Below are 16,324 nucleotides of genomic sequence, written 5' to 3'. Positions count from 1 at the left end.
GCATCCACGCCCCGACACGCGTAAACTTGCCGCTCACGTGTGAGCCTGAGGCCGCTTTTTCTCATCTATGCCAGACATCGCCGCATCATCGCAGTACTCTCCGCCCGTCGCGCTCGTCAAGGCCGGCCAGCGTTTCGCCTTTGACGGCACGCACGGCTCGTCCGACGCGCTGCTGATCGCCCGCTACCATCTCGCCTATCGCGAGAAGGTGCCGCTGCTCGCGGTCGTGTGCGAAAGCGCCGTCGATGCGCAGCGTCTGGCGCAGGAAATCGGCTTTTTCGCGCCGGAAGCGCGCGTGCGTTTGCTGCCGGACTGGGAAACGCTCCCTTACGATACCTTTTCACCGCATCAGGATCTGGTCTCGGAACGTCTCGCCACGCTGCACGATCTCGGCGAAGGCCGCTGCGACATCCTGCTGGTGCCCGCCACCACGGCGCTGTACCGCATGCCGCCCGCCTCGTTCCTCGCGGCCTACACGTTTTCCTTCGCGCAAGGCGAGCGGCTCGACGAGGCCAGAATCAAGGCGCAGCTGACGCTGGCCGGCTACGAACACGTGAGCCAGGTGGTGCGTCCGGGCGAATACTGCGTGCGCGGCTCGCTGCTCGACCTTTATCCGATGGGCTCGCCCTTGCCCTACCGGATCGACCTGTTCGACGATCAGGTCGACTCGATCCGCGCGTTCGACCCAGACACCCAGCGCAGCCTGTACCCGGTGAAAGACGTGCGCCTGCTGCCCGGCCGCGAATTTCCGTTCGACGAAGCCGCCCGCACCGCTTTTCGCAGCCGCTGGCGCGAGACCTTCGAGGGCGACCCGAGCCGCGCGGCGATCTATAAGGACATCGGCAACGGCGTGCCGTCGGCGGGGATCGAATACTATCTGCCGCTTTTCTTCGAAGACACGGCCACGCTGTTCCACTACCTGCCCGAAGGCGCGCAACTGGCGTTCGTCGGCGATCTTGACGCGGCGATCCGGCGCTTTACCAACGACACGAAGCAGCGCTACAACTTCCTCTCCCATGACCGCGACCGGCCGATTCTGGAGCCGCAGCGTCTGTTCCTCTCGGACGAGGATTTCTTCACGCTCGCCAAGCCCTTCGCGCGGCTCTCGCTGCCTGCGAACGCCGGCGGCGGCTGGTCGACGCCGTTGCCGAATCTCGCGATCGACCGTCATGCGGAAGATCCCGTCGCGGGCTTGCGCGCGTATCTCGACACCACGCCAAACCGCGTGCTGTTCGCCGCCGAATCCGCGGGCCGGCGCGAAACGCTGTTGCAGTTGCTCGCCGACAATCACCTGCGGCCGGTATCGAGCGACAGCTTCCAGGACTGGCTCACGAGTGACGAGCGCTTTTCATTGGGCGTCGCGCCGCTCGCCAACGGTTTTGCCGTGCCGGTGGACGGTATTGCGATCATCACCGAGACCGAGCTGTATGGTCCGCTCGCGCGTCGCGCGGGGCGCCGCCGTCAGGAACAGGCGAGCAATGTCGATTCGATGGTGCGCGATCTGTCCGAGCTCAAGGTGGGCGATCCGGTCGTGCATTCGCAGCATGGCATCGGCCGCTATATGGGGCTCGTCACCATGGATCTCGGTGAAGGCGAGACCGAGTTCCTGCACCTCGAATACGCGGGCGACAGCAAGTTGTACGTGCCCGTCGCCCAGCTGCACGTAATCTCGCGCTATAGCGGCGCCGATCCGGAAAGCGCGCCGCTGCACTCGCTCGGCTCCGGCCAGTGGGAAAAAGCCAAACGCAAGGCCGCGCAGCAGATTCGCGATACCGCCGCCGAGTTGCTGAACCTGTATGCTCGCCGCGCACTGCGCCAGGGTCACGCGTTCGCGCTCGAACCGAAGGATTACGTGAAGTTCGCGGAGAGCTTCGGCTTCGAGGAAACGCCGGACCAGGCCGCGGCGATCGCCGCCGTGATCGGCGACATGACGAGCGGCAAGCCGATGGATCGCCTCGTGTGCGGCGACGTCGGCTTCGGCAAAACGGAAGTCGCGCTGCGTGCGGCGTTCATCGCGGTGATGGGCGGCAAGCAGGTCGCCCTGCTCTCGCCCACCACGCTGCTCGCCGAACAGCACACGCAAACCTTCAGCGACCGCTTCTCCGACTGGCCGGTGCGGATCGCCGAACTGTCGCGCTTCAAATCCACCAAAGAAGTGAGCGCGGCGATCCAGCAGATCAACGAAGGCACGGTCGATATCGTGATCGGCACGCACAAGCTGCTCTCGTCCGATGTGCAGTTCAAGCGGCTGGGACTCGTGATCATCGACGAGGAGCATCGGTTCGGCGTGCGTCAGAAAGAGGCGCTGAAGGCCTTGCGCGCCGAAGTGGACGTGCTCACGCTGACCGCCACGCCGATCCCGCGTACGCTCGGCATGGCGCTCGAAGGGCTGCGCGATTTCTCCGTGATCGCTACCGCGCCGCAAAAGCGCCTCGCGATCAAAACCTTCGTGCGACGCGAGGAAGACAGCGTGATTCGCGAAGCCATGCTGCGCGAGTTGAAGCGTGGCGGCCAGGTCTACTTCCTGCACAACGAAGTCGAGACGATCGAGAATCGCCGGCAGATGCTCGAAGCGTTGGTGCCCGAAGCGCGTATAGCGGTCGCGCATGGACAGATGCACGAACGCGAACTCGAACGCGTGATGCGCGACTTCGTTGCACAACGCGCCAACGTATTGTTGTGCACGACGATTATTGAAACCGGCATCGACGTGCCGAGCGCCAACACGATCCTGATTCACCGCGCCGACAAGTTCGGTCTCGCGCAATTGCATCAATTGCGTGGCCGTGTGGGCCGCTCGCATCACCAGGCGTATTCATATCTGCTGGTGCACGATCCGCAAGGACTGACCAAACAGGCGCAACGCCGGCTCGAAGCGATCCAGCAAATGGAAGAACTCGGTTCGGGCTTCTATCTGGCCATGCACGACCTCGAGATTCGCGGCACAGGCGAAGTGCTCGGCGATAAACAATCCGGCGAGATTCACGAGATCGGCTTCCAGCTCTACACCGACATGCTGAACGACGCGGTGAAGGCGCTCAAGGAAGGCAAGGAGCCGGACCTCACCGCGCCGCTCGCCGCGACCACCGAGATCAATCTGCACGCGTCGGCGATTCTCCCCGCCGACTACTGCGGCGATGTGCAGGAGCGTCTGTCGCTCTACAAGCGGCTGGCTAATTGCGAGCACAACGATTCGATCGACGGCATTCAGGAAGAATTGATCGACCGCTTCGGCAAGTTGCCGCCGCAAGCGCATGCGCTGGTGGAGACGCATCGTCTGCGGCTGGCGGCGAAGCCGCTGGGCATTTCGAAGATCGATGCCGGCGAAGCGGTGATCGGCTTGCAGTTCATCCCCAACCCGCCGATCGACGCGATGCGGATCATCGAGATGGTGCAGAAACACAAGCACATCAAACTCGCGGGCCAGGACAAGCTGCGTATCGAAACGCGCAGCCCCGATCTCGCGGTGCGTGTCGCGACGGTCAAGGAAACCTTGCGCGCGCTCGGCACGCCGAGTCGCGGCACGGCGACGAGCGCAGCCGCGCGCTGAGTTTATACGTCACGCCGCCGCGCATGCGCAGCGTCGAAAACCGGGGTACGTGTAGCGTTTTCCCATTCATGCTGCGGTGCGCAAACGCGCACCGCAGCATACGGGCGTCTTTTTTTTGGGTATGATCGAAAGACTCAAATGCCGGAGTCTTCTCATGTCCCATGTCGCTGAAACAGCGCAGTCCACCTCGTCATCTCCCGTTTCGCTCCCGTGGGTCACCCGTCTCGTGTCGATGGACACGGTCAGCCGCAACCCGAATCTCGGCCTGATCGAAACCGTGCGCGACGAACTGCGCGCGGTCGGCGTCGAGGCCACGCTCACGCACGACGAAAGCGGCAAATGGGCCAACCTGTTCGCGACAATTCCCGCGCACAACGGTGAAACGAACGGCGGCGTGGTGCTGTCGGGCCACACCGACGTGGTGCCCGTAGACGGCCAGCAATGGGACAGCGATCCGTTCAAGCCGGAGATTCGCGGCGACAAGCTATACGGCCGCGGCACCTGCGATATGAAAGGCTTCATCGGCGCGGCGCTGACGCTTGTGCCGGAGATGCAACGCACCAAACTCGCCAAACCGATCCACTTCGCGCTGTCGTTCGACGAGGAAGTGGGCTGCGCCGGCGCGCCGCTCCTGATCGCCGACCTGATGAAGCGCGGCGTGAAGCCGGATGGCTGCATCGTCGGCGAACCGACCAGCATGCGGCCTATCGTGGCGCACAAAGGCATCAACGCCTACCAGTGCTGCGTGCGCGGTCAGGCGGCGCATTCGTCGCTGACGCCGAAGGGTTTGAACGCGATCGAATACGCCGCGCGTCTGATCTGCTACATCCGCGACATGGCCGACCAGTTCCGCGAGCAAGGCCCGTTCGACGAACTGTACGACGTGCCCTTCACCACCGCGCAAACCAGCACGATCGTCGGCGGCAATGCGATCAATACCGTGCCGGCCGAATGCAAGTTCCAGTTCGAATTCCGCAATCTGCCCACGCTCGATCCCGAGCCGATTTTCGCGCGCATCGATCAATACGCTCGCGAAACGCTGCTGCCGAAAATGTTGCGCGAGCATCCATCGGCGGCAATCGAGATCACGAAGATCGCCGCCGCGCCCGGACTCGATTCGTCTGAACAAGCCGCCATCACGCAACTGGTGCGGGCGTTGACCGCCGATCAGGACAAGCGCAAGGTTGCCTATGGCACGGAAGCCGGTCTGTTTTCGCTGGCGGGCATTCCGAGCATCGTCTGCGGCCCCGGCGACATTCAGCAGGCGCACAAGCCCAATGAGTTCGTCGCGCTGGATCAACTGGTGGCGTGCGAGCGCTTCCTGCAAAAATTCATTCACAGCATGTCGGTCGACGCGCACGCGCACTGAAACTGACAGACGTAGAAAGAATCTTACCCACACCGACCCAGGCACGCCGACGCCATGTCCACCGCCACGCCGCAACACACCGACCATACGATCGACGGCGAGCCGATCCCAACGCTCGACGACATCGCCGCACAGCACTTTGCGTTGACGCCGTGGGTGGCGCGAACGCCGGTGTTCGACCGGGTGGACTTTCCTTCGCTGGAAGGCACGGTGGTGAACTTCAAGTTCGAACTGTTGCAAGCGGGTGGCAGCTTCAAGGCGCGCGGCGCGTTCACCAACCTGCTCGCACTGGACGAAGCGCAGCGCAGCGCGGGCGTCACGTGCGTGTCGGGCGGCAATCATGCGGTGGCGGTCGCGTATGCGGCCATGCGCCTTGGCGTCAGCGCCAAGGTCGTGCTGTTTCGCGCGGCCAATCCGGCACGGGTAGCACTGTGCCGGCAATATCGCGCCGAGATCGTGTTCGCCGAAGACATTGCCGAAGCATTCGAACTGGTGCGCCGGATCGAGGCCGAAGAAGGCCGCTATTTCGTGCATCCGTTCAACGGCTATCGCACGGTGCTGGGTTCGGCCACGCTCGGCTACGAGTGGGCCACGCAAACGCCGGATCTCGAAGCGGTGATCTTGCCGATCGGCGGCGGCGGCCTCGCGGCCGGCGTCGCGACCGCCATGCGGCTCGCGAATCCGAACGTGCACGTGTATGGCGTGGAACCTGAAGGCGCGGACGTGATGGGCAAGAGTTTCGCCGCCAATCACACGGTCAAGATGCGCCAGATGCGCGGCATTGCCGACTCGCTCATGTCGCCGCATACCGAGCAATACAGCTACGAATTGTGCCGCCGTCATATCGATCAGCTCGTCACCGTGTCCGACGACCAGTTGCGTGCGGCCATGCTGACTTTGTTCGGACAACTGAAGCTCGCTGTCGAGCCCGCCTGCGCCGCGGCTACCGCAGGCTTGCTCGGCCCGCTGCGCGAACAGTTGCAAGGCAAGCGCGTCGGCGTTCTGCTGTGCGGCACCAATACCGATCCGGTCACATTTGCCGCGCATATCGAACGCGCTCGGCATAGCGAGTCACAGTTTCCTCAATAAAGAAACGAACCTCGGGTTCCTGGCCAAAAGACTAGCCTATCCTTCTCAGGTTGGTATCATTCGAACATCGACTTCTGGGAGGAACCTCTATGAGCATGGTCAAGGAATTCAAGGAATTTGCCCTCAAGGGCAACGTGATGGATCTTGCAGTCGGTGTGATTATCGGCGGCGCGTTCTCCACCATCGTCAATTCAATTGTTAAAGACCTGATCATGCCGGTTGTCGGGCTTGCCACCGGCGGCCTCGATTTCTCCAACAAGTTCGTTCGCCTCGGCCCCATTCCGCCCACTTTCAAGGGCAGCCCCGAGTCGTATAAAGACTTGCAAACGGCGGGCGTTGCCGTATTCGGTTACGGCTCGTTCATTACCGTGCTGATCAACTTCCTGATTCTCGCGTTCATCATTTTCCTGATGGTCAAGTTCATCAACAATCTGCGCAAACCGGCTGAAGCCGCGCCGGCAGCACCGCCGCCGCCCCCGGAAGACGTGCTGCTGCTGCGTGAAATCCGCGATTCGTTGAAGAACTCACCGCGTTAATTATTCCGGCATATCGGCCGGAGACAGTCGTCAATGAAAAGGCCTGTTGCGATTAAAGTCGCAACAGGCCTTTTGCTTACTTCATGGCCCCGCTGTGAGCGGCCTAAACACTCACGCGTCGCGCTGCTCCTTCAGAGTCACCGCGCCTTCGATCATCGCCTCGAGCTGGCTGAAGTTGACCGGCTTGGTCAGATGCGAGGTGAAGCCGGCGCTCAGGCAACGGCGCACGTCTTCGTCGGTGCCGAAGCCGGTCAGCGCGACCGCGGGCGCGTCCGAGTGTTCGCGGAACGCCTGGATGAAGTCGAGACCGGTGCCGTCGGGCAATCCGACGTCGCTGACGATCAGATCGAAGGTCTGCGATTGCGTCGCGGCCAACGCATCGTCGACGCGGCCCACCGTCGTGACTTCATGGCCGAGGCTGCGAATCAGTTGCTCCATGACCTCGGCCGTGTCCACATGATCTTCGATCAGCAGGATGTTCAGCAGGCCGCCCGAATGCACTTCGTCGGGCACCACGACTGGTGAAGTCACCTCCGGCGCCGCGGCCGTCGGCAAGGTGATTGCGAAGGTCGCGCCGCAGTGCGCGCCCGGACTCTGCGCGGTCACGGTGCCGCCATGCACGTCGGTCAACGCCTTCGTGATCGCGAGTCCGAGGCCGAGTCCGCCGAACTGCCGCGTCATGTTCTGGTTGCCCTGCTCGAACGCGTTGAAGAGTTTGCCGATCTGATCCGGCTCGATGCCGATCCCCGTGTCTTCAACCGATATCTGCACGTGCATGCGTTCGTCGCGCGTGCGCACATAGATATGGCCGCCATCCGGCGTGAACTTGGCGGCGTTGCGAATCAGGTTCCACAGCATTTGCTGCAGCCGTGCGCGATCGGCCAGCACGTAATGATGCTGCGCGTCCTTATGGACGTGCACGTCCTGCTGCTTGACCTGAATCTCGCTGCGAAACAGTTCGAGCACGCTGTCGATCACGTCGTGCACGTCGACGGTTTCCAGCGAAAGCCGCAGCTTGCCGTTCGCCACGCGCGTGAGATCGAGCAGGTCGTCGATCAGCCGTGCTTCGAGTTCGACGTTGCGGCGGATCATGCGCACGCTCGCCCGCGCCTGATCGGGCAGACCCGGAATCATTTCCAGCACGCTGGCGCCGGCCAGCACCGGCGTGAGCGGCGTGCGCAATTCGTGCGACAGCATGGCCAGAAAGCGGTCTTTGGCGCGATTGGCTTCTTCGGCGGTCTGGCGGGCGGCCTGCTCCGACGCCAGCAGCCGTTCGCGCTCCTCGATCGCCTCGCGCTGCGAATGAATGTCCGTGCAACTGCCGAACCATTTGCTGACGTTGCCTTCGGCGTCGCGCATCGCTACCACGCGCAAGTCGAACCAGCGGTATTCGCCGTCGTGACGGCGAATCCGCAACTCCTGCCGGTAGTCGCCGGCGTCGCCCGACACCGTTTTGAGCCAGCTGCGGCGAATCTTTTCGCGGTCGTCCGGATGCACGGCGTCGAGCCAGGCGAGACCGTACGAACAGCTTTCAGCGAGGCCCGTGTAGTCGTACCACTGCTTCGACAGAAAATCGCAGTCGCCCGTGGCGTTGCAGGTCATCACGAGGTGCGGCAGCGCCTCCGACAAGGTGCGGTAATGCTGCTCGCGATCGCGCAGCAGCAAGGCTTCGTCCGACGCGCGCTGCAGGCGCACTTGCGAGAGCACCCGTTCGACGGCTTCGGGCAGGTAATCGAGGTAATCGCCGGATTTCGGCACGACATCGGACACGCCCGCGCGCAACGCTTCGATGACACGCGATTCGTCGGTAAAACCGGTCACGAGGATGGCGGGAATCCGCACGCCTTCCGCGCGCAGACGGCGAAAGAAGTCCAGGCCGGTCTCGGGCCCGTTCAACTGATAGTCGAGCACCAGCAGGTCGGGACCGCCGCCCGCGAGCCGTTCACGAGCCGCTTCGACGCCGGCGCAGATCGCGACCCGGCAGCCGGCGCGCTCGAGCGACTTGCGCGCGAGCCGCAGGATGCCTTCGTCGTCATCGACGACCAGCACGTAGGCGGCGGGCTGCGTGGACACTTCGTCGGTCATGCGGAGTTTTCTCTGGCTAGGGTCAACAAGCGGTCTATCTTGTCACGAGCGGCTTTCGGCCCGCTTCATGCGAACCTTCCATCACGGCGCCGCGAGACGATGCCCGGAAGGCAGCTTGACCACCTGGAGGAAAAAACCGAGGCGGCGCACGGCTTCGATAAACGCATCGTACTCGACCGGCTTGGTGATGTAGACGTTGCAGCCGAGTTCGTAGCAACGCGCGATTTCGCGCGGGTCGTCGGTCGTGGTCAGGACGATCACCGGCACGGCCGCCGTCTGCGGTGATTCTTTCAGGCGCCGCAAGACTTCGAAGCCGTCCACTCGCGGCATTTTCAGATCGAGCAGCACGACGAAATTCAACAAATCTTCACGCGCGGGTACGGCGCTCTGAGCGGGCTCGGCCGCGCAACCCGCGGCGGCGTCCGCTGGCGACGGCGCCGGGCCGAAGAAATAATCGAGTGCCTGCTGGCCGTCGCGAAAGCGCACGAAACCGTTCGAAATGCCGGCACGGCGCAGATTGCGCTCGACAAGCGTGGCGTGCCCGTCGTCATCTTCGATCAGTACGATGCTGACCGTTTCCCCGTGATTCATATGCTCTCCGTGCTCAACGATTGGTTGATGCCTGCCGCTTGTAATTATCCGCGCCAACGCTCTTTTTGCCTGCCGAAGTTCACAGACGCGCGGGCTGTTCCGGCAACACCACGAAAAACGTCGACCCCGCGCCCTCCGCCGACTCGACCCACACGCGTCCCCCATGCCGCTCCACCGTACGACGCACCACCGCGAGACCGATGCCATCGCCGTTCGCGACGTCGCCGTGCAGGCGCTGAAACGCCCGGAACACTTTCGACATATACGCGGCCGGAATGCCGAGGCCGTTGTCGCGCACATAATACGTGCGCATGCGGACCGCGCGCGGCTCACCTGCCTCGGCCGGCTCGACCGGTTCGGGTTCCAGTGCGCCGATTTCGATACGCCCGTTGCGCGCCGGGTCGAGATAATTCAGCGCGTTGCCGATCAGATTGCTGAAAATCTGCTCGATCGCGCCGGGGTCGCCCCATGCGGGCGGCAAGTCGCGCACGGTCACCACGGCGGCATGCTGGCCGATCGCGCCTTGCAGCGCGTCGACCACCCGGCCCACTACGCGCCCGACGCTCACGCGCTGCCACTGATACTCGAGCCGGCCGGCGCGTGAAATGCGCAGCAGCGCGTCGATGATCGCCGCGGCTCGCGTCACTGCGGTGCGCAGATATTGCAACGACTCGCGCACCTCGCCGTTAAGAATATGCGCCATGCGCCGATGCTCGGCCTCCGGCAATTTTGCCGCCTCGACGACGCTGTCCAGTTCGTCGCATGAGACCTGCAATTCCTTCGAGAAACCTTGCAGATTCACCAACGGCGAGCGCAGATCGTGCGACACGCTGTAGATGAACATTTCATTGTCTTGCGTCTCCTGACGCAGTTCCTCGTTGACGCCCGCCAGTTCCCGCGCGCGTGCTTCGAGCCGCGTTTTCAGCATGGCCTGCTCGGCTTCCGCGTCACGCAGGCGCGCGCCCGTCTGATGCAGCACGGCGTCGAGCGCGGCAATTTCGTCCTTACCCGACAGCGCCGGCGCCAACGTGCGCCCGCTGCCTAAACGCTCGGCATTCTCGGTCAACACTTCCAGCCGCCGGCCGATGCTGCGCGCAAAGACCACCGCGGTGACGGCCCAGATCAGCATCGAGCCCAGCACGGCACCGATCAGCGCGTACTGCTGGCGGTCACGGCGCCGCGCGAGCGCGGCCGAGCGCTCGGCATCGAGCCGCGACGCCTCGTCGCCGAACGCCGCGAGCTCATCGCGAAACACGGCGATCTGCTGCGGCAACGCGCCGGTCTCCAGCACAGTAAACGAAGTCAGACGACGCCCTTCGTGCAGCGCCTGCGAGATCGCGACCGTCTGCATGCGATACGCGTCGATCGCACGCTGCATCTTGTGCACGCGCTCGACCTGATGCGGCGTGCCGGCAACCAGCACCTCGAGATTCGACAGCCGGTCGCCCAGATCGACCCACACGGTATGGCGGTCGATCAGCGACGCATCGCCGATCACCATGCCCGTGCGAACCCGCGCCGCCTGACGCAGCAGCGGATCGATGATGGCCGACGACTGATAGAGAATCTGCTTGCTGTTGGTGACCTGCTGGGCGGCCTGCGCTGTCTGCTCCTGGGTATCGAAGACGACGCCAAGAAGCGCCAGCTCGACCGCGCTCGGCACTGCAATCAGCAGCAGACCCTTGGTGAATAGTTTCATGTTCGCCCGAAGGGTCGCAAAGGGTCGCTCAAGCCGCGGCGGCTCGTGACCAGCGACGCAACGCCGCGCCGGTGGACTTTGCGGTGGGGCATCGGCGAGCTCGGCGCAGTGCAGCCGGACGGGCCATTATCGACGTGAATTCGAGATATTTCAACGTATCGGCAAGATGCGCCGGCCCACACAAAAACGACATTTTTATTGGTATGAGATGATTTTTCGGCGCCTCGTGCGTCTATGATGGAAACAGGTGGGATGGGAAGCGAAAGCGCGCGGCGAGGCGGTTCGGCATGATTCGTGCGGGAGGCGGTGGGGCGGCGTTGTTGTCGAATCACCGTGAATCCGACCTTGTCGTATGCTATAAAAGATCGACGTGCGGCGCGCGAAGCCGGGAGTGGTCGCATGAGGACGCTGCGTTTCTTGCAATTCTTTTTCAGGCGAATTTTTATGTCCTTCCCGAAAAAGCGTAGACGCGCGAAGGTGGACGGCGATGAGTCGTTCCTCGCGGTACTACGGCATTTCAAGCCGTTCGGTCAGCTCGACACCAAGATTGCGCGTGCTCGCGCGCAAGACGAGCCGGTCCTTTATGCCCACGTGCTGCCGGGGCTCGATGTTCTCCTGTGCAGTGTGCGTGGCGCGCAGCCGCCCTATCCTGCACCCGCCGAATTGCGGCGTCGCTGTATCGAATCCATTACGAATGCGCTGGAGCAGCCGCTCGACGGTCTCGAGAACGGCGGCTACTGGTATGAGGCGGACGGCTTCGGCTTTCTCGTGTTTGCCAGCCGCGCTCGCGGCAAGATCCTGACGGAATTCGGCGCGACTCGCGTCGGCGCCACACGTCGCGGGGTGCGTCGGCAAGATGCTGCCGGAGACGCCGCGCCGCGCTCACTCAGGTAAACCTTTTAGCTTTACAGTAGACCTTCAAATTCGCAACACCGTCTGTTCGCACAGTTCGTCGGGCGGCGTTGCGTCATCACCTTTCCTTGCTTTGCTCGATTCGACCTGTCATCTCAGGTGATGTGTCTGCGCGCGCGTGCAGCAGTCGCGTTATCTTTTTTCATCATGAGGTCATCGAAATGGCCGCGCCCTGGCGGCACACTGATCAGCCACAAAAGGATCAAGGACAGGCCGCCGCCAAAGCTCCAGCTCAGCCAATCCGAAGGCAGGATGAAAGCCATCAGCTTCCCTTGTAAGTAGCCGCGCTGGCGGGCGACATCACCGCCGGCTTCTTCTTATCCGTCGCGGCCGGCGACGAAGCACCGCCCGAAGACTTATTGACCGGCGCGCCATCCAGAGAGATCGCCGCCTTGGGCTGCTGCTTCACGCCCGGCGGCGGCGCCGTCGGCGCCTGACGGATCTGTTCCAGCATCTGCGTGCAGGGCAACGGCTTGTTGTTGCTCGGCGCGAGCAACGGAATCAGCGCCGCGAACGGATTGATCAAGCCGAGGCCGACCGCCGCGCCACCGCGCAGCGCCAGCGCGGCCGCATTCACGCCCACGTGCGGATCCTTGAAGGTGCCTTTCACGTATAGCGGCGAACGCAGCGAGAAAACACGGAAGCCCTTGGTATGCGGATGCACGCCGAGGTCCATCGACTCGTCGCGCAGATTCACGTTGCCGTCGATATTGATCACGGCGTCGTCCGTATCGAGCGCGAAGACGCGCGATTCGAGCACGCCGTTGGTTGCGACAAAATCGGCGGCCGCGCAGTTGATCTTCACGTCGCGATTGCCGAACAGCTTTTCGTAGACGACATTCGCCACGTTCAGCCCCGCCGCTTCCATCAGCAGACGGCTCACCGTGCCGTCCGTCACCAATGCCTTCACCTCGCCGTTCGACGATGCCGCAAGCGCCGCCGGCGAATTGCCCGTCGCGGTCAGCGCGGCGTCGCCGTTGATTTCACCGAGCGCGTTCTGCATGGTCTTGAAGTTCGGGAACAGCTGTTTGAGCTTCAGATGCCGCGCCGATGTCGCGAAGCGGCCCTTGAGCGGCGTCGCGCTGCCATCGAGATGAATGTCCGAGGCGAGCGAGCCGCCGGCCACGCCGAACTTCAACGGTTCCAGGGAGAGCACGCCATCGGTCATCACGACGTGCGTGTACAGATCCGTGATCGGCAGATTCACGTCCTTGACGATGCGCCGGCCGGTGAACTTCACGTCGGCGTCGATCGCCTTCCAGCGGTCGGTGCGGAATTCCTCGACGGGCAGCACCTTGTTGGACGGCTGCGCCGTCGCGTCGCCGCGCTTGGCCTTGCTGGCGTTCGAATCCGCGCCGATCACGGGCGCCAGATCGGAGAACTGCAGCAGATGCGAGACGAGTTCGCCCTGCAGCAGCGGACGCGGTTCACGTGCCGTATAGGTTAGCGAGCCGTTGATATCGCTGCCGCCGACCCGGCCTGTAAAATTTTCATACTTGAAGACGTTGCCGCTGGACTTGAACTGGCCGACGAGCCGCCCTTCGGTCGCATACGGCGGCGTGTCGGGCAAGGTCACACCGGTCAGCGAATACAGGCGCGCCATGCTGTTGCCTTGCAGCCAGAGGCGCAGATCGACCGCGGCAAGATGCGCCGGATCGGTGATCGTGCCCACCAGGCCGACATGCAGATCGCCGGCCTTGACGTCGGCCTGGACCGGGAACGGCCGGTTCGCATCCTGCAATGCGAGCACGCCGCCTACCTTGCCGCTGCCGGAGACCGGCGTCTTGTTGTAAGTCCCTTTGACGGTCCAGCCGATGGCATATGGAGGAATCTCCTGCTTCGCGCCGGCTTGCGCATCGCTCGCGCCCGAAGCACTCGAAGCCGGCGCCGACGCCACGACTGCGCCGCTCGCGCCTGCCGCGACGGCTTCGCTCGCCCCCCTGGAACCGCCCGCGACCAAGCCACCCGAGGCGCCCGTCGCCGCCGTCGTCCCCGACGCGCTGATCTCCGTCGACGACGCGCCCGAAGCCGCCGCCGCGGACGCCGCCGCAGCCTCCGATGCCGCCTGCGCATTCGCCTGTTGCGTCAGCTTGTTCGCGCCCGACTTGCCGATGGTTTGCGCCGACGAACTGCGCGACGCCGCTTCCTGCTGTTTCATCGCCTCGCCGATCGGAATCGGCTGACCGAGCGTGTCGACGGCCATTTGCAGATCGACCTTCTTCTGCTGATCGGACAACGCAATGTTGCCCTTGGCAAAGGCGATATCGTGCAGATCGAGCTTCCATTCCGAAGGCCCGCTCGACGACGCCAGTTTGAACGTCCAGTTGTTGCGCCCGTCGAGCACGCGTTCGAGATCGACCGAAGGATTCACGAGGTTGATCGTGGGAATCACGATATCGTGCGCGAGCAGCGGCAGCACCTTGACCTGAAAGTCGATCTCGTCGAGCGTGGCGAAGTGCGGCTGCTTCGTCCAGTCCGGATTGCCCACAGTGATATTGGCCGCCGAGAATCGCGGCCACGGCACCCAGCCGCGCCAGCCGGTTTCGCCGACTGGATGCCGCCAGCCGACCTTCAGATCGCCGTTGATGGCGAACGGCCTGCCGATAGCTTGCGTGACCTTGTCGTTGATATAGGGCCTTGCCCGGTTCCAGTCGAAGGTCAGAATGAAAATAGTCAGCGCGACAATCAGAATGACGATAATCGCCAGCAGCCACGCAATGATTTTTCCGATCCGCCGTCCAGTCGTGCTCGACACTGCCATTGAGAGGCTCCGCTAATTCTTCTACATTGAGCACCGTGCAGCACGTTGCATGCCCGAACCTTGCACGGCCTGCGCCGGGCCGTTGCCGCTTTATCATGTTGCACGCATGTTGCATGCACACGTCGCGACGCGCTTCGACCTTACGCATCCCCCATTACAAATTCACCCATGACCGATGTTCCATTAGTCCTCGCCGACGGCATCGTGCGGCGCGATGCCGTGCGCGGGCAGACGCTGCTGCAGCCGACCACCTTCGCCTTACAGGCGGGCGACCGCGTCGCGATCACCGGGCCGTCCGGCTCGGGCAAGAGCGTATTCCTGCGCGCCCTCGCGCTGCTCGATCAACTTGATGCGGGACGCATCATGTGGCATGGCGCGCCGGTGGAACGCGCCGCGATTCCGCGCTACCGGCGCAACGTCGCGTATATCCGGCAGCGGCCCGCGCTGCTCGACGGCAGCGTCGAAGACAATCTGCGCTACCCGTTCGAGTTGCGCACCTATCGCGACGTGCATTTCGATCGCGCGCGTGCGGCGAGCCTCGCCGCTCAGGCCGGCCGCGGCGACGACTTTCTCGACAAGCGTGCAAGCGAACTGTCCGGCGGCGAGGCGCAGATCGCGGCGCTGATTCGCGTGCTGCAACTCGCGCCCGAAGTGCTGTTGCTCGACGAACCGACTGCCTCGCTCGACCCGGAGTCGTCGCATGCAATTGAAGGTCTGGTGCACGCCTGGTTCGACGCCGCCCCTGGACGTCATGCGTCGATCTGGGTGTCCCACGATCCGGCGCAAGCCACGCGCATGAGCGCGCGGCATCTGACCATGCGCGCCGGCGTGCTCGACGAAACCGCACGGTCCGAGATCCCGTCCGCGCATCAGGATCACCAGGAGTTCGGCCAATGACACTGCAAAACCTGAGTCTATGGGATGTTGCGATTGCCGCGTTGCTGATCGTCGTGAACGGTGTCGTGTCGGTGGCGCTCAAGCTCGATCTCGAGCGCAAGCTGGCGTGGGCCGCCGTGCGCACCATCGTACAGTTGCTGGCGATCGGTTACGTGCTCGGCTGGGTGTTCCGTTACGACCGCTGGTACGTGGTGTTGCCGTTGATGATCGTGATGACGCTGATCGCCGGTTTCGCGGGCGCGCAACGCGGCAACCGCACCTACCGCGGACAACGCGCGGACAGTGTGCTGTCGATCTGGGTCAGTTCGTGGCTGGTGGCCGCAGTCGGGCTGTTCGTCGTGATCCGCATTCACCCGTGGTACGAGCCGCAATATGCGATTCCGATTCTCGGCATGATCCTCGGCAATACGCTGACCGGCGTGTCGCTCGGCATCGAACGGATGACCGAGGAATTGACCGCGCGGCGCGACCGCGTCGACATGGCGCTCGCGCTCGGCGCGACGCGCTGGGAGGCGGCCCAGGCGCCCGCGCGCCAGGCGGTGCGGGCGGGCATGATGCCGACGCTCAATCAGATGGCGGTGGTCGGCGTGGTGAGCCTGCCCGGCATGATGACCGGCCAGGTGCTGGCCGGGCAATCGCCGTTGCAGGCCGTGCGCTACCAGATCGTGATCATGTTCCTGATAGCCGCGTCGTCGGCGCTGGGGACCGTGGGCGCGGTGCTGCTCACCTACCGGCGGCTCTTTTCCGCCGAGCACCGGTTTCTGTCGGCGCGGCTCGTGGAGCGGACCGCGGCGCGGCGTTGAGCCGCGCTGCGCCGCCGTGCTCCCATCAGTCG

The 16,324-nt window shown here is 63.7% G+C and carries 12 protein-coding genes; 7 read left to right on the top strand and 5 right to left on the bottom strand.

Annotated elements, in window-relative coordinates:
- The first annotated feature begins 67 nt into the window (after nt 1-67).
- The 4 genes from mfd (at nt 68) to mscL (ending at nt 6,544) form a co-directional block, all read left to right on the top strand.
- Nucleotides 68-3,550, top strand: a complete 3,483-nt coding sequence (gene mfd / locus BPHYT_RS09290) for a transcription-repair coupling factor (protein ID WP_012432885.1) — start codon at nt 68-70, stop codon at nt 3,548-3,550.
- Between the two features lie 154 nt (nt 3,551-3,704).
- Nucleotides 3,705-4,919 carry an acetylornithine deacetylase gene (gene argE / locus BPHYT_RS09285; RefSeq protein WP_012432884.1) on the top strand — a complete coding sequence of 405 codons (1,215 nt, stop codon included), beginning with the start codon at nt 3,705-3,707 and terminating at the stop codon, nt 4,917-4,919.
- 54 nt (nt 4,920-4,973) lie between these two features.
- Nucleotides 4,974-6,008: a threonine/serine dehydratase gene (locus BPHYT_RS09280; protein WP_012432883.1), complete on the top strand. Its 1,035-nt coding sequence runs from the start codon at nt 4,974-4,976 to the stop codon at nt 6,006-6,008.
- Nucleotides 6,009-6,097: 89 nt separating this feature from the next.
- Nucleotides 6,098-6,544, top strand: coding sequence for a large conductance mechanosensitive channel protein MscL (mscL, locus tag BPHYT_RS09275; RefSeq protein ID WP_012432882.1), 447 nt, complete (start codon nt 6,098-6,100; stop codon nt 6,542-6,544).
- A 111-nt stretch (nt 6,545-6,655) separates the two neighbouring features.
- On the opposite strand, the gene BPHYT_RS09270 is transcribed toward mscL, so the two are convergent.
- The 3 genes from BPHYT_RS09270 to BPHYT_RS09260 form a co-directional block, all read right to left on the bottom strand.
- Entirely contained in the window at nt 6,656-8,629 is a 1,974-nt protein-coding gene (locus tag BPHYT_RS09270) for a hybrid sensor histidine kinase/response regulator (RefSeq protein WP_012432881.1), read from the bottom strand.
- Nucleotides 8,630-8,710: 81 nt separating this feature from the next.
- Complete coding sequence (locus BPHYT_RS09265) at nt 8,711-9,220, bottom strand: response regulator (RefSeq protein ID WP_012432880.1); 510 nt, start codon at nt 9,218-9,220, stop codon at nt 8,711-8,713.
- A gap of 79 nt (nt 9,221-9,299) precedes the next feature.
- Nucleotides 9,300-10,919, bottom strand: coding sequence for a sensor histidine kinase (locus tag BPHYT_RS09260; protein ID WP_012432879.1), 1,620 nt, complete (start codon nt 10,917-10,919; stop codon nt 9,300-9,302).
- A 399-nt stretch (nt 10,920-11,318) separates the two neighbouring features.
- Between BPHYT_RS09260 and BPHYT_RS09255 the strand changes: the two genes are divergently transcribed.
- Nucleotides 11,319-11,813 carry a hypothetical protein gene (locus tag BPHYT_RS09255; RefSeq protein ID WP_012432878.1) on the top strand — a complete coding sequence of 165 codons (495 nt, stop codon included), beginning with the start codon at nt 11,319-11,321 and terminating at the stop codon, nt 11,811-11,813.
- 113 nt (nt 11,814-11,926) lie between these two features.
- Here BPHYT_RS09255 and BPHYT_RS38615 read toward each other — a convergent pair whose 3' ends face one another.
- Entirely contained in the window at nt 11,927-12,094 is a 168-nt protein-coding gene (locus BPHYT_RS38615; protein ID WP_012432877.1) for a hypothetical protein, read from the bottom strand.
- On the bottom strand, nt 12,094-14,592 hold the full coding sequence (locus BPHYT_RS09250) for an AsmA family protein (RefSeq protein WP_012432876.1): 2,499 nt from the start codon (nt 14,590-14,592) through the stop codon (nt 12,094-12,096). Before BPHYT_RS09250 ends, BPHYT_RS38615 begins: the two co-directional genes overlap by 1 nt.
- Nucleotides 14,593-14,760: 168 nt before the next feature.
- On the opposite strand from BPHYT_RS09250, the gene BPHYT_RS09245 reads away from it, so the two are divergent.
- Together BPHYT_RS09245 and BPHYT_RS09240 are read left to right on the top strand one after the other, a co-directional pair.
- Nucleotides 14,761-15,489 (top strand): ABC transporter ATP-binding protein, encoded by a 729-nt coding sequence (locus BPHYT_RS09245; protein WP_012432875.1) that lies wholly within the window; start codon nt 14,761-14,763, stop codon nt 15,487-15,489.
- Nucleotides 15,486-16,292, top strand: coding sequence for an ABC transporter permease (locus BPHYT_RS09240; RefSeq protein ID WP_012432874.1), 807 nt, complete (start codon nt 15,486-15,488; stop codon nt 16,290-16,292). Before BPHYT_RS09245 ends, BPHYT_RS09240 begins: the two co-directional genes overlap by 4 nt.
- Nucleotides 16,293-16,324 lie beyond the last annotated feature (32 nt).

This window comes from Paraburkholderia phytofirmans PsJN (genome assembly GCF_000020125.1).
In the GTDB taxonomy this organism is placed as follows: Bacteria; Pseudomonadota; Gammaproteobacteria; order Burkholderiales; family Burkholderiaceae; genus Paraburkholderia; species Paraburkholderia phytofirmans.
The sequence above is the reverse complement of the archived record's forward strand: the minus strand, read 5'-3'. Positions and strand labels throughout refer to the sequence as shown.

Bases quoted from the DNA above. Each gene is read 5' to 3' on its own strand.
- mfd (WP_012432885.1), top strand. From the start codon at position 68: ATGCCAGACATCGCCGCATCATCGCAGTACTCTCCGCCCGTCGCGCTC.
- argE (WP_012432884.1), top strand. From the start codon at position 3,705: ATGTCCCATGTCGCTGAAACAGCGCAGTCCACCTCGTCATCTCCCGTT.
- BPHYT_RS09280 (WP_012432883.1), top strand. From the start codon at position 4,974: ATGTCCACCGCCACGCCGCAACACACCGACCATACGATCGACGGCGAG.
- mscL (WP_012432882.1), top strand. From the start codon at position 6,098: ATGAGCATGGTCAAGGAATTCAAGGAATTTGCCCTCAAGGGCAACGTG.
- BPHYT_RS09270 (WP_012432881.1), bottom strand. From the start codon at position 8,629: ATGACCGACGAAGTGTCCACGCAGCCCGCCGCCTACGTGCTGGTCGTC.
- BPHYT_RS09265 (WP_012432880.1), bottom strand. From the start codon at position 9,220: ATGAATCACGGGGAAACGGTCAGCATCGTACTGATCGAAGATGACGAC.
- BPHYT_RS09260 (WP_012432879.1), bottom strand. From the start codon at position 10,919: ATGAAACTATTCACCAAGGGTCTGCTGCTGATTGCAGTGCCGAGCGCG.
- BPHYT_RS09255 (WP_012432878.1), top strand. From the start codon at position 11,319: ATGAGGACGCTGCGTTTCTTGCAATTCTTTTTCAGGCGAATTTTTATG.
- BPHYT_RS38615 (WP_012432877.1), bottom strand. From the start codon at position 12,094: ATGGCTTTCATCCTGCCTTCGGATTGGCTGAGCTGGAGCTTTGGCGGC.
- BPHYT_RS09250 (WP_012432876.1), bottom strand. From the start codon at position 14,592: ATGGCAGTGTCGAGCACGACTGGACGGCGGATCGGAAAAATCATTGCG.
- BPHYT_RS09245 (WP_012432875.1), top strand. From the start codon at position 14,761: ATGACCGATGTTCCATTAGTCCTCGCCGACGGCATCGTGCGGCGCGAT.
- BPHYT_RS09240 (WP_012432874.1), top strand. From the start codon at position 15,486: ATGACACTGCAAAACCTGAGTCTATGGGATGTTGCGATTGCCGCGTTG.